At 44.9% G+C, this 12,741-nt stretch carries 17 protein-coding genes; 1 reads left to right on the top strand and 16 read right to left on the bottom strand.

Annotated elements, in window-relative coordinates:
- Positions 1–18: 18 nt before the first annotated feature.
- Positions 19–336: a LysM peptidoglycan-binding domain-containing protein gene (locus HNR45_RS01015; protein ID WP_159821924.1), complete on the bottom strand. Its 318-nt coding sequence runs from the start codon at positions 334–336 to the stop codon at positions 19–21.
- A 142-nt stretch (positions 337–478) separates the two neighbouring features.
- Between HNR45_RS01015 and lexA the strand changes: the two genes are divergently transcribed.
- Positions 479–1,105: a transcriptional repressor LexA gene (gene lexA, locus HNR45_RS01020; protein WP_159821922.1), complete on the top strand. Its 627-nt coding sequence runs from the start codon at positions 479–481 to the stop codon at positions 1,103–1,105.
- Positions 1,106–1,136: 31 nt separating this feature from the next.
- Here the strand turns inward: lexA and dapA are convergent, their stop codons facing one another.
- From dapA to HNR45_RS01095, 15 genes are all read right to left on the bottom strand, one after another.
- Positions 1,137–2,021, bottom strand: coding sequence for a 4-hydroxy-tetrahydrodipicolinate synthase (dapA, locus tag HNR45_RS01025; protein WP_159821920.1), 885 nt, complete (start codon positions 2,019–2,021; stop codon positions 1,137–1,139).
- Between the two features lie 16 nt (positions 2,022–2,037).
- Positions 2,038–3,069 (bottom strand): aspartate-semialdehyde dehydrogenase, encoded by a 1,032-nt coding sequence (locus HNR45_RS01030; protein WP_371712913.1) that lies wholly within the window; start codon positions 3,067–3,069, stop codon positions 2,038–2,040.
- A 14-nt stretch (positions 3,070–3,083) separates the two neighbouring features.
- Entirely contained in the window at positions 3,084–3,875 is a 792-nt protein-coding gene (gene dapB / locus HNR45_RS01035) for a 4-hydroxy-tetrahydrodipicolinate reductase (protein ID WP_024049221.1), read from the bottom strand.
- 145 nt (positions 3,876–4,020) lie between these two features.
- Positions 4,021–5,703 (bottom strand): DNA repair protein RecN, encoded by a 1,683-nt coding sequence (gene recN, locus HNR45_RS01040; RefSeq protein WP_159821916.1) that lies wholly within the window; start codon positions 5,701–5,703, stop codon positions 4,021–4,023.
- A 6-nt stretch (positions 5,704–5,709) separates the two neighbouring features.
- Positions 5,710–6,171, bottom strand: a complete 462-nt coding sequence (gene argR / locus HNR45_RS01045; RefSeq protein WP_159821914.1) for an arginine repressor — start codon at positions 6,169–6,171, stop codon at positions 5,710–5,712.
- Between the two features lie 29 nt (positions 6,172–6,200).
- Positions 6,201–7,088 (bottom strand): NAD(+)/NADH kinase, encoded by an 888-nt coding sequence (locus HNR45_RS01050; protein WP_024049224.1) that lies wholly within the window; start codon positions 7,086–7,088, stop codon positions 6,201–6,203.
- Between the two features lie 15 nt (positions 7,089–7,103).
- Entirely contained in the window at positions 7,104–7,895 is a 792-nt protein-coding gene (locus HNR45_RS01055) for a TlyA family RNA methyltransferase (protein WP_024049225.1), read from the bottom strand.
- A 1-nt stretch (position 7,896) separates the two neighbouring features.
- Complete coding sequence (locus HNR45_RS01060; protein ID WP_024049226.1) at positions 7,897–8,352, bottom strand: divergent PAP2 family protein; 456 nt, start codon at positions 8,350–8,352, stop codon at positions 7,897–7,899.
- 12 nt (positions 8,353–8,364) lie between these two features.
- A complete protein-coding gene (locus HNR45_RS01065) occupies positions 8,365–9,249 on the bottom strand; it encodes a polyprenyl synthetase family protein (RefSeq protein ID WP_159821912.1) in 885 nt (294 codons plus the stop codon).
- Positions 9,236–9,475, bottom strand: a complete 240-nt coding sequence (gene xseB / locus HNR45_RS01070; RefSeq protein ID WP_024049228.1) for an exodeoxyribonuclease VII small subunit — start codon at positions 9,473–9,475, stop codon at positions 9,236–9,238. The genes HNR45_RS01065 and xseB overlap by 14 nt, the downstream gene beginning before the upstream one ends.
- Complete coding sequence (gene xseA / locus HNR45_RS01075) at positions 9,472–10,677, bottom strand: exodeoxyribonuclease VII large subunit (RefSeq protein WP_024049229.1); 1,206 nt, start codon at positions 10,675–10,677, stop codon at positions 9,472–9,474. The genes xseB and xseA overlap by 4 nt, the downstream gene beginning before the upstream one ends.
- A complete protein-coding gene (locus tag HNR45_RS01080) occupies positions 10,659–11,609 on the bottom strand; it encodes a glycoprotease (protein WP_024049230.1) in 951 nt (316 codons plus the stop codon). Before HNR45_RS01080 ends, xseA begins: the two co-directional genes overlap by 19 nt.
- Before the next feature lie 2 nt (positions 11,610–11,611).
- The gene (nusB, locus tag HNR45_RS01085) at positions 11,612–12,001 is read right to left on the bottom strand and encodes a transcription antitermination factor NusB (RefSeq protein ID WP_159821910.1); all 390 of its coding nucleotides are present in this window, start codon (positions 11,999–12,001) and stop codon (positions 11,612–11,614) included.
- Complete coding sequence (locus tag HNR45_RS01090) at positions 11,998–12,363, bottom strand: Asp23/Gls24 family envelope stress response protein (RefSeq protein ID WP_036467705.1); 366 nt, start codon at positions 12,361–12,363, stop codon at positions 11,998–12,000. The genes nusB and HNR45_RS01090 overlap by 4 nt, the downstream gene beginning before the upstream one ends.
- Entirely contained in the window at positions 12,350–12,736 is a 387-nt protein-coding gene (locus HNR45_RS01095; RefSeq protein WP_024049233.1) for an Asp23/Gls24 family envelope stress response protein, read from the bottom strand. The genes HNR45_RS01090 and HNR45_RS01095 overlap by 14 nt, the downstream gene beginning before the upstream one ends.
- Between the last annotated feature and the right edge of the window lie 5 nt (positions 12,737–12,741).

The raw sequence follows: 12,741 nt of genomic DNA on the forward strand, positions 1-12,741 counted from the left end.
AGTGCTAAGCACTGTTTTTTATTTTGCGGCAATGTTTATTTCGTCATTAATAGAGGAAGCTTCTACCGGAATATGAATAACCACCCCCGGACGCAATGCACCGGCATCGACTAAATGATTATAGCTTTGAATTTCATACACTACCTCACGAATATCTTTATGCTCCGGTGCGTATTGGGAAGCAATCTTCCATAATGTATCACCGCTCTGAATGCGAATCGGTTGATAATATACTTGTGAAACAGGCTTACTGCTCATAAAGTACATCAGACCTGCGATGACAAAAATGATTAAAATGCCTAATTCCATAAAAATGTTGCTCATTGTTTTTGTCATAATACTCACCATCCCCAAAGCGAACATTTGTTCTTTTGTTATGCTTATCATACTGCCGAACAAATGTTCTGTCAAGTATAATTCGAACATTTGTTTCCTATCTGAGAAAATTTTGTTATAATGCAAGAAAGGATGTGATTTTATGACAAACAACCAACGTCCGCAGTTAACGACACGTCAAAAGGATGTGCTGGAATATATTCGTGATTTTACGTATCGTAACGGTTATGTCCCTTCCGTTCGTGACATTGCACGAGCGATTGGTGTGAAGTCTCCTTCTACCGTACAGGGATATCTCGATGGTTTGGAAAAAGCCGGTTATATTCGCCGTGAGCCTTCGCAAAATCGCTCCATTGTGTTGATTGAGGAAGATGAATGGCGCCAAAAAGAATTGACACCAATTCCCTTGATAGGCAATGTTCATGCCGGTCTACCTGCTACTGCGGAGCAAAATGTAGAAGATGTCTACCCCTTCCCTCTTCAATTCATTGGCAGCGATTCGGCATTTATGTTGGAAGTCAAGGGCGACAGTATGATGGATGCAGGTATTTTGGAAGGTGATGTGCTTTTTGTTAAAGAGCAGCCGAATGCGGAAAATGGTGATATTGTGGTCGCTATGGTCGGTAACGAGGAAGCGACGGTAAAACGGTTTTATAAAGAGTCGGATCATATACGTCTGCAGCCTGAAAATGATGCATATGAACCCATCATCAGTCAAGATGTGAAAATCGTCGGCCGCGTGATCGGGGTATATCGAAAATATAATTGAAATAAAAAAAGAGCCTTAGGCTCTTTTTTTATTAGCAAAGATCGTAGGCGTTCAAAAATTCACGAATAAACTCTTTTTCTTTTTCATTCGCATGTACCAACGGCAAACGGAATTCACCGGCCGGCAAACCGATCATACCCACCGCTTCTTTCACCGGAATCGGATTGGATATGAAGAAAAGCTTCTTCATGATCGGTAGCAATTGATAATGAATTTGTTGTGCCTTTTGCACATCGCCGGCCAAGAATGATGTGACCATTTGGTTTAACTGTTCACCGACGAGGTGACCGGCGACACTAATTACGCCACAACCACCCACAGCTAAAATCGGTAAAGTTAAAGAATCATCACCGCTGTAAATCAGAAATCCTTCCGGACAAAGCCGTGCAATTTCGGAAACTTGATTCAGATTTCCGCTCGCTTCTTTGACCGCAACAATATTCGAAAATTCGTTGGCCAGACGGGCAATCGTTTCCGGTGTCACTTGCGAGGCGGTGCGCCCCGGTACATTGTATAAAATGATCGGTAAAGAGGTGCTTTGTGCAATCGCCGCAAAATGTTGGTAGCAACCTTCCTGCGTCGGCTTATTATAATACGGTACGACAGCCATACAGGCATTTACCCCTGTTTTTTCGGCTTCTTTGGTAAATGCTACAGATTGTTGCGTATTATTTGAGCCGGTATTGGCAACTAAAAATATTTCCGGACCGACCGCTTCACGAATCGTTGCGAAAAGCTTCAATTTTTCTTCCGCAGTCATTACAGCACCTTCACCGGTACTGCCGCAAATGACAAGTCCGTCCGAACCATGGGTAACTAAATGGCGGGCGAGCTGAGCGCTTGCTTGATAATCGACTGCTCCGGTTTCTGTAAATGGCGTAATCATTGCCGTTAAAACGGATCCAAATGACTTCATGACACCGCTCCTTTATTCATAATAAATCGTTTTCCAAAATGTATTCCGCAATCTGCAGTGTATTTAAAGCAGCTCCTTTACGAATCTGGTCGCCGGAAATCCACAGATTTAGTGCATTGGGATCGTACAAGTCTTTGCGCAGGCGCCCGACGCTGACATCGTTTTTAAAAGAAGTATCCAACGGCATCGGATATTGCATCTGCTGCGGGTCATCACAGACGACGACGCCCGGCATCGCGCTCAAGGCCTCTCGCACGGCGGCAACTTCCAACGGTTTTTCCGTTTTTACACGAACCGACATGGCATGACTACGCATAACCGGTACCCGTACCGTGGTCGGTGCCACCGCAATGGTGTCATCGTGCAGAACCTTATGCGTTTCATTGACCATTTTCATTTCTTCCTTGGTATAGTCGTTATCCAGAAAGACATCAATTTGTGGAATCAAATTATAAGCGATCTGGTAATGGGTATCAAGGCTGGCAACCGGTAAATAATTTGCTTGGGGCGTTTCGCCGTTAACGATAGCTTCCACCTGTTTTGTCAATTCTTCCATGCCTTCTTTGCCGGCACCGGATACCGCTTGATAAGTACTGACGACAATTTCCTTAATCGGCGATAAATCATGAATCGGCTTCAACGCCATCAACATAATAATGGTTGAACAATTCGGATTGGCAATAATGCCTTGTTGCGCTTTGACGTCCTCCGGGTTAATTTCAGGAATGACCAAAGGTACATTGGGATCCATCCGAAATGTACTCGAATTATCAATAACAATGGCGCCGCGTTTTGCCGCCTCCGGAGCAAGAGTTTTGCTGACACTGCCACCGGCAAAAAGAGCGATATCGATATCATTAAATGAATCGGGAGTAGCTTCTTCTACGATAATTTTTTTACCTTTTACGGTAAGCTCCTTGCCGGCCGAACGTTTCGATGCCAATAATTTTAATTCGCTATATGGAAAATTACGTTCTTCAATAAGCTGAATAAATTCCTGTCCTACTGCGCCGGTAGCACCTAAAATAGCAACACGTGCGTTACTGATCATGGAGGACCTCCCTATCCCAGATAATGTTCCAAACCATATGTCAGCCCCGGGAATTGACTGATCTTTTTACAAGCAAGCAAAACTCCCGGCATAAATGATTTACGATCCAACGAATCGTGACGCAAGGTGACGATTTCGCCGGTACCACCGAAAAGAACTTCCTGATGGGCAACGTAACCGGGCAAACGAACGCTATGGATATGTACATCCTCAACGACACCACCACGCGCACCTACTAAACTTTCCTGCGTTTTGTCGAGAGCCGGTGCCTGTGTTCTTGCCTTGGCAATTTTTTCTGCAGTAAGGCGCGCGGTTCCGGAAGGCGCGTCGTATTTTTGATTATGATGCAACTCAATGATTTCCGCATTCGGAAAGTATTTTGCCATCAATTCACTGGCTTGCATCAATAGTACTGCGCCGAGAGAAAAATTAGGTGCCACTAAAACACCTACTCTCTTTTCACTGGCAATTTTGGCTAATGCATCGCGTTCGTCAGCAGTGAGACCGGTCGTCCCGATGACAATATTGGTTCCATGCTGTAACGTCGTTTTGGCATTTTCAAAAACAACCTTCGGACTTGTAAAATCGACAACTACATCGGGGCTTGTTGCCTCCAATGCAGCTTGTAAATCATCCATAATTACTACTTGGCAATCGTCATTATTGACAATTTCCGCTACCGGCATACCCGCATTGGACACGTCTACGGCACCGACCAATTGCAATTCTGAATCTTGCCAAACCGCATTTACCACTTCGCGGCCCATGCGTCCTCCGGCACCGCAAACTAAAACAGTGGTCATAATTGTCACCTCATTCATGATTATTTCTCATTTATACTATATTATAACATAGATTTTACGCGGAAAATCCTTGTATACAAAGGTAATCCGTAAATAAAAATGAAACAAAAAAGCGAAAACAATGTTTCGCTTTTTTAGCAGGTTCTTATGATTTGTTTTTTGCACGGAAATACTGCAACCAGCGCGTTACCGTATCTAATGTTGTGCCCGTAAACCGATCCCCTTCAATTAACCGAGCCAACTCCTGCGCACGTTCTGATTCCGGAATCGATACCAAGTGCGTTTGGGTACGTCCCCCGCTGCTTTCCTTGTAAAGGTGGTAATGCGTTTGTGCAATTGCTGCGGTCTGTGCCAAATGCGTAATGCATATTACTTGGGTATGCTGTCCCAGAGTATGAATTCTCTCTGCTACGCGTAGCGCCGCGTTACCGCTGATGCCGACGTCGATTTCATCCAAAACAAGCGTCGGCAAGTCCATTTGCGCCGCAAGAACCGTTTTTAAGGCCAGTGAAATTCGTGCCAATTCTCCCCCTGAACCAACCTCACTGAGTGATTTTGGCGGCTCACCGACATTAGCGCTAAACACAAGCTCTGCCTCAGCTAAGCCTTGCGGAGTTAACGTATCTCCGGGAATGAGAGAATATGACAAGTTGCCATTCGGTAAATCCAAATCGCGCAATGCGATTTCGATTTCTCCGCTTAGTTCCGCCGCAGCGCGATATCGTGTTTCATTCCAAGCATCTCTGGCCGTCTGGGCCTCTTGAAAAGCGGCCGCTGCAGCTTGTGCTAATGCGTCACCGGTTTCCTGCGCATTTTCAAGCTCCATAATCTTTTTTTGTATGATCGCTTGGTAAACAAGAATCTCTTCCAGTGTATCGCCGTATTTTAATCGCAAGTCTCTTAAAAGCTGGGCCCGTTCCTGCAACTGATCCAACCGCTCCGGAGAGTACTCGATTGTATAAAGACTCTCCTGTAAATTACGTGCGACCTCTTCTACATTATAAAAAGCAGTCTCCAAGGTCTGCACGGAAGCCAACAATGCCTCATCGAAGCTACTCGCCTTTTGCAACTCGTTTAATGCTTGTGAAATTGTTTCCAGGCTTCCTCCGGAAGCATTCAATAATTGACTTGCCATTTGCAATGCGGCCGTGATCTTTTCCGCATGCGTCAGTCGTTTAATTTCCGCTTCGATATCCGTATCCTTTTCAGGATTGATTTTAACGGCAGAGATCTCTCTTACTTCTTTATTTAAACGTGCTAGAAGTGTTTCACGCTCCTCTTCCTGCTCTAAAAATTTACGCTGACGTTGGACCGCTTGCTGCCAAGTTTGATAGGCTTTGTGATAAATTTCTTCCGGTTGTCGACCGTCACGATTGAAGGTATCCAGCACATGTAGCTGGTATCGATCGGATTGCAATTTCAAATTGTCGTTTTGCCCGTGAATATCGACCAATAATGATCCTAAACCTGCAAGGGTTCGCAAGGAAGTGAGCATACCGTTAACCAGAATTTGTCCTTTACCGGTTTGCGATAAACGTCGAGAAATGATTAATGGCTCGTCATCGGCCAGTGGTATATTTTGTTCATTACAATAGGTTTGAACAGAAGGCATATCCGTGACATCAAATTGAGCGGTCACAAAAAACTCTTTTGTATCGGTTCGAACATAATCGACGGCGGCGCGATCTCCCAATGCGATTCCCAATGCATCTAAAAGAATCGACTTGCCGGCACCGGTTTCGCCGGTAAAAACCGTTACGCCTTCCTTAAATTCAATATCCAGTTGTTCTATGAGCGCAAAATTGCGAATATGTAACGACTGGAGCACAGCAGCTCACGCCTCTCGTAAAAATGAATACAGACGATCTTTTACTTTCTTCGGATCTTTTCCTTCCGAAACGACCAAAAGGATAGTATCATCCCCTGCAATCGTACCAACAATTTCCTGAATATCGGTATTATCCAAGGCATAGGCCACTGCTTGGGCAGAGCCGGGTAACGTTTGAATTACGACCAGATTACCGCTGTACTGAATACTGGTAATAGTTCCTTGAAATAAGCTGATAAACCGATCTTTTGCAAATAATGCCGGCTGCTCGGGGGAAACTGCATAACGGTAACGACCGTCTTCCGTTGGTATTTTAATAAGCATCAGCTCTTTGATATCTCGTGAGATCGTAGCCTGCGTTACACTGACACCCTCATCAGCAAGTGCTGCTGCCAACTCTTCTTGTGTTTCAATAACTTCTTTTTGAATAATATCCCGTATTTTCGCGTAACGATATTTTTTCTTCATGTTCTAAAATCCCGTCCATTCTATAGCAACTATTGCGCAGCGTGATAAATAGATTTGGTTAATTTGGGGAATAATAAGCGGAAGAAATTTTGATTGGAAAAGTAAACAAAAGGTAATGAATTTGGATGTCTAGTGATCAAAAGCTTCTTTTCATTCGTGAAATAAAAAGATTCGTTGCCGTCAATGGATGCATACAGGTGTCGTTCCCGTTCCGGCATGGTGATGGTGACTTCGTCATCGGCATTCAGCATCAGCGGCGAGCTCTTCAAAAGATGTGGACAAATCGGAATGACCATCATATTAGTTAAATTAGGATGCATGATCGGGCCACCGCAGGATAGCGCATAACCGGTAGAGCCGGTTGCGGTTGAGACGATAATGCCGTCAGCGGGGTACTCTTCTACAAACACGTCGTTAACATATAAGCGCAATCTGGCCATACGTCCCGGCCGGCTGCGACCGATTACCACTTCATTCATGGCGGCGGGAAGCTGCTGAACTTGACCGCTTTCGTGCAGAATGGCCGAAGCTAAAAGACTGCGGTGCCAGATTTTATAATCGCCCGCTTTGATTTGTTCCAGACGTGTATCCAATTCGTCCGGTTCAATCATATTTAAAAAGCCCAGCTCTCCTAAATTAACACCGCAAAGCGGAATATCATACGGCAGTAACAACTTGGCTACGCTGATTAATGTACCATCGCCGCCGAGCGTAAATGCCATATCCATAGAGTCCTGCATTTCCTGCAAAGAAGCCCAGCGATTATCGGTGAAATGGTACTCTCGCTGCTGCGCTTCTTCACGATAAGAATCAATGATGTAGAAATCTATATCCGCATTCTTCAAGTGTTTGCACAAATCATTGACATGATGCTCTATATTTTTTTTGGATAAATTTGGAAAAATTCCTACCAGCATAATGATTAACCTTTCTTACTGCGTCAGCTGTATGATCGTCTGTTGCCAATTAAAAAAGTTCGGTGACGGTACTTCCTTACGCAGCCATGTTAAAAATTCTCGATTACCGTCTGCTCCGCGAATCGGCGAATCTGTTAAACCCCAAATGAAAAATCCCAACTGTTCAATGTCCGATAAAACGTTAATCAGCACTTCGCGATGAACGGCAGACGATTTAATGACACCGCCTTTACCTACTTTTTCCGGTCCAGCTTCAAACTGCGGCTTGATTAAAATCACAGCATCGCCGCTATCTTTCAATAATGGATATGCGGGCGGCAATACTTTTGTGACAGAAATGAATGAAACATCGCAACCAACGAAATCAAGCGGCTCTGGAATCAGATCAGCGGTAACGTCACGCATATTAGTGCGCTCCAGATTGACGACTTGCGGAGAATTACGCAAGGACCATGCCAACTGCCCATACCCCACATCGACTGCATACACCTTCGCCGCCCCATGTTGAAGAGCGCAATCGGTAAAGCCCCCGGTAGAGGCCCCGATATCAAGCATAATTTTACCATCCAACGGTAATGAAAATACTTCTAACCCTTTTTCCAGTTTGAGCCCACCACGACCGACATAGCGAAGAGGCGGCTTGCGCAGACGAATGGCTGCGGTCAAATTGACTTTCGTCCCCGGCTTATCAATCGGTACATCGTCCACCAGGACATCTCCCGTCATAATATACCGGCGTGCTTTTTCACGACTTGTAAAGAAACCTTTATTAACCAGCAAGAGGTCTAATCGTTCCTTGGATTTCATATCAATACCACAGGTAGTAAGAATACGCTACCGCAATTCCCAACAATGCGCCGGCAAAAACCTCCAAGGGTGTATGCCCAAGCAGTTCTTTAAACTTCACATCATTAAATGGGTGCCCTGCCATAAATTCATGAATTAATTCATTCAGAAATTTAGCCTGTTTACCGGCCGCACGACGCACTCCGGCGGCATCGTACATCACGATGGTGGCAAAAAAGAAAGCCAGCGCGAAGAGATTGGAGCTGATTCCTTCCTGAATGCCGATCGAACAGCAGAGAGCCACTACCAAAGCACTATGTGAACTCGGCATACCGCCGGATCCGACCAAGCGCTCAACATCAAAGCGATGATGTTTTACTAAAAATAAAATAACTTTTATAACTTGCGCAATAAGCCATGCGCTAAAAGCGGAGAGAAATACGACATTGCTTGCAATATCGCGAATGTATAATTCCAAATCTATTTCTCCTTACATCGTTCTTCGTAACAAATAATCAGGAAACTGTGCTAAATAAGTATTTTGTAAATTCAATTTGCTTACTATTTTAACCGCTTTTTGCGCTTCTAATTGCGCCCGTTCCTGTGCTCCCTCCAAACCAAGCAGCTGTACATACGTAGACTTAGACTGCTTTTCGTCCTGACCGATACGTTTGCCGAGTTGTTTTTCATCACCGATTTTATCTAAAATGTCATCGACAATTTGAAACAGTAAGCCGAGACGATCTCCTAGCGCAGCAAGCTTGGCTTGTTCTTCTGCATCGATCGCAGCAATAACGCCAGCCATTACCAATGGAGCAGTGATGAGGCGCCCGGTTTTAAGTGCATCCATTAATCGCAGTTGCGAAAGAGTTTGGGCATGTCCTTCCGCTTGCATATCAATAATTTGTCCGCCTACCATCCCGTCGGGACCGGCTGCTTTTGCCAAAATTTGCACTAATTGTAAACGGATAGTTGGCAAAATGTTTTCGGATTTGGCTATAATTTCAAAGGCTACTGTTAACAGTCCGTCCCCTGCCAGCGTCGCAATAGCAGGCGTAAATTTTTTGTGATTGGTCAGCCTGCCGCGACGATAATCATCATCATCCATACATGGTAAATCATCGTGAATCAATGAATAGGTATGCACACATTCAATGGCTGCAGCGATATTTAAATACGGATCCAAGGGAACATCAAATGCTTCCAGTGTGCTGAGGAAGAGAATGGGGCGAACGCGTTTACCGCCCCCCAAGAGGCTATAGTTCATTGCTTCAAACAACACTTTATAGGCATCATCTTGCGGCTTCAAAAGTGTGTACAGAGCAGTTTCAACAGCCTCTTTTCGTGTCTCTAAATAATGTTCAAATGGAATCATTGCCGACTCCGTCCTGTACACTTTGTAAAGCAGTGAGTTCGCTGCGGTAGCTTTCCGCAAGTTCACCGTATTCCGTCAACAGGCTGTCTCCGACACGAGCAAGTTCAGTACCTTCTTTAAATAAGGCAAGCGCCTGCTCCAATGTGAGCTCACCGCTTTCCAATGTCGAAGTGATTTCCGTCAGTCGTTGCATGATTTTTTCAAAATCCTTAGATTCAGAATTCATCGCTTTAAAATCTCCTTCACTTCCGCTACGATGCTCACTTTTTCACCAATAATCGTAAGTTCTTCGCCAAGGTGACATTCGGTAAGCGCGGTAAGGCGATGTTGGTTTTGCTCCAACCAAAAGTAACCGTTACGAAACATTTCTTCAGGAGACAACTGCATCAGTTTCCGCGTTTGCTCCTGTTGACGACTCTTTTCTTTTTCATATAATGATTGCGCTGCTAAAAATAAACGCCATTTTTGTCGTTGCCAAATTTGAGCTGATACTAAATGGCTTTGGGTCACTCCGGTTTGAGCAAACTTCCGAACGAGTTGATGCCATTGGTAAGTACGCTGTTTATCATAATATTGCCAAGCAGTCAACAAGCGTTGCAGAGTATGCTGAAAGGCAACGGCGATCTCCGTCAATGCAGGAACAGCAAGTTGCGCGGCATGCGTCGGCGTCGCGGCACGAACGTCAGTGACCAAATCAAGCAACGGGTGGTCGTTTTCATGACCGATTGCTGAAATCGTCGGAATACGCGACTGGAACGCTGCGGTCAAAACCGTTTCATTGTCATACGGTGCAAGTTCTGCCTGTGAACCTCCTCCGCGAGCAATAATTAATATATCGCAAAGTTCCTTTTCTGCATTGGCAGATATAATAGCATCCGCAATTTCCTGCGCCGCCTCGGCGCCTTGTACACGTGTCGGAAATACGGTAATCTTCACGAGTGGATTACGCTGGCTGATCATACGTTTCAAATCATGCAAAACCGCACCTTCCGGAGAAGTCACAATACCGATCCGCGAAGGATGAGTCGGTAATTTTCGCTTGCGTTCCCATGCGAAAAAGCCTCGAGCACGTAAGTCTTCCACCATTTTTTCTCGTGCCAATGTTTGTGCGGATTTACCTTTAATATTTACACGATCGGCAACCAACCTCAAGCTTTGGTATGCTGACTGATAGTTCAGATTACCTGAAACAACTACCGTTGCGCCGACCTGGATCATCTTTTCAAATAAACGTGCTTTACTTGCCCAAAGCACACAACTGATACGAGATGATGTTGCAGGGTCTTCCAATGAGAAAAAAAGATGCCCTCGCGCCGAACGTCCTGTTTCCGCTACTACGCCTTCAATCCATAATGATTGCAGGAGATAATCCGTATTTATTTTTTTCTCGAGGTAGGATGTTACTTCCGCTACTGTTTGAATGCGCATAATTGATATCTCACCGCGGCGAACGCATTGCCGGTGGCATTGTCGCTACTGTATTCCGGTGCTGCAAGAAATGGTTGCAAATGAAGATTTCTTAAAATCTCCGAAAACTCATTGCGCAAATACATGTTTGCAAATACACCGCCGACCGCAATAAAGGGACGTCCTTGTTCAAAATTTAAACGCTTCGCAGTACGGGCTAAAATACGACAAATGTAATCGAATACGGATACCGCTAAATCCTGCTTTGAGAGATCCCCCTTCTCATATACTTTGCGCAATTGCGTTTCCGCACCGGCAAAACTGAGTGAATCCAGTCTTCGCGGTAGCGACAAGCGATACGAAAGTTTCCCTTGTTGCGCCAACCTTTCCAAAGAAGGTCCGGCAGGAAAAGGCAAGCCCAACATGACGCCAATGCGGTCGATCAACTGTCCGGCAGAAATATCGTCGCTCGTAGCCAACTCGGCAATGGCAAGTCCCTCCGTTTGCCATTTCACTTCCAACCAATCGGTAGTGCCGCCGCTCAGATGCAGCATATAAAGCGGCTCCTGCCAAAGTTCCGGGTAATCGCGAATGGCTGCAAAAACGTGATTTTCCTGATGACTGAAGCGGTACAAAGGAACACGTAAGACACTTGCCAGCGAATGCGCTGTTCCTAATCCGGCCAAAAAAGCCGGCATATAGGAATCTTCCCGACGACGCGGAACAGCGGACACGCCAATCACATCTATCTTTCCGGCGTATTCTTGCCGCAATTGCATGATCAACTCCGGCAAATTACGAACATGTTGGTAAAGCATTTCGGATTGAGAAAGACCGCGTTTTCCCGCCTTAACCTTTAAAAGGCGTCGTGCTTGTGTCACGACTTCGAATTTTTCATTGACAATAGCTACGGATGTAGTGTAACAACTGGTATCAATGCCGAGTGCATGCATAATCAGGAATCTTTCATGGCAGCATCCAATACTCCGTTAACAAATCGTACGGCTTCATCGGTAGAATATTGGCGTGTTAAATCCAACGCTTCATTGATGATAATAGCTGGTGTCAGTTCCTCGTCCTCAATATATTTACTTTCCGCAATCGCCATCCGCAGTAGCACCAGATCCACTTTATTCATTTGTGCAGTGTTCCAGTTTTTACTGTATCGATTGATAAGAACATCAATCGCCGTTTGATTTTGATCAACAGCAGTGATTATTTTTTGCGCATATTCATCATGACCGCTACTCTCCTGATCCGGTAATACAGATTTTTCCGCCTCAGGATTGATTTCATGACTGTAGAGCAATTGCAAAGCCTGAATCCTGGCTTGTCTTCTGGTCATATGGGTTCCTCATTTACAACGGTTTCAATATAAATCTGTATTTCTTTAATGGTAATTCCCTCTTCTTCTTTCCATTTTTGAATGATTTCTGACTGCAGCTTACGACATAGGGGAATGATTTCATAACCGTAATACAAAATCAAGGAAACGGCAATATACCAACCATCCTTGTGTTTGCTTAGAACAATGCCGTGAATCAGCTTACGGCGACTCATTGGTAGCGATGTCATAAATTCATCCATCATATGTTCTGTAATGGCGGCGACACCCGGCTCGGCCATGATCCTATCACGAATCTTCATGGCCATCAGATTATATGCCAACTGCATATTTACGTCGGTAGTTTTGTTATTTGGTGCCATCGTCTGACACGCTTTCCATCGGTTCAAAAGCAATGCTTTGCACATATACATTGATGGCCAGTACGGTAACCCCTGTATACTTTTCCAAAGTGCTGCGTACCGCCTCCTGCAATCGCAAAGTAAGGTCAGGGATTCGCAAACCATACCTCACACGAAGGTAAAGGTCCACTTTTACTTCGTTTTCATTAGAATCAATCGATACTCCCAGTGTATTCGGATCTTTTCCGAACATGGAGCTGATGTCATGGATTAATGTGGACTCCATGCCAACGATATCCGAAAATTCTCTGGTAGCTATTCCCACAATAGCTGCGAGAGCCTGATCGGATATTTGAATATCTCCCCACTCGGTATGCTCTGCTGCAAGTGACATGGATC

The organism is Negativicoccus succinicivorans (assembly GCF_014207605.1).
Classification (GTDB): Bacteria; Bacillota; Negativicutes; order Veillonellales; family Negativicoccaceae; genus Negativicoccus; species Negativicoccus succinicivorans.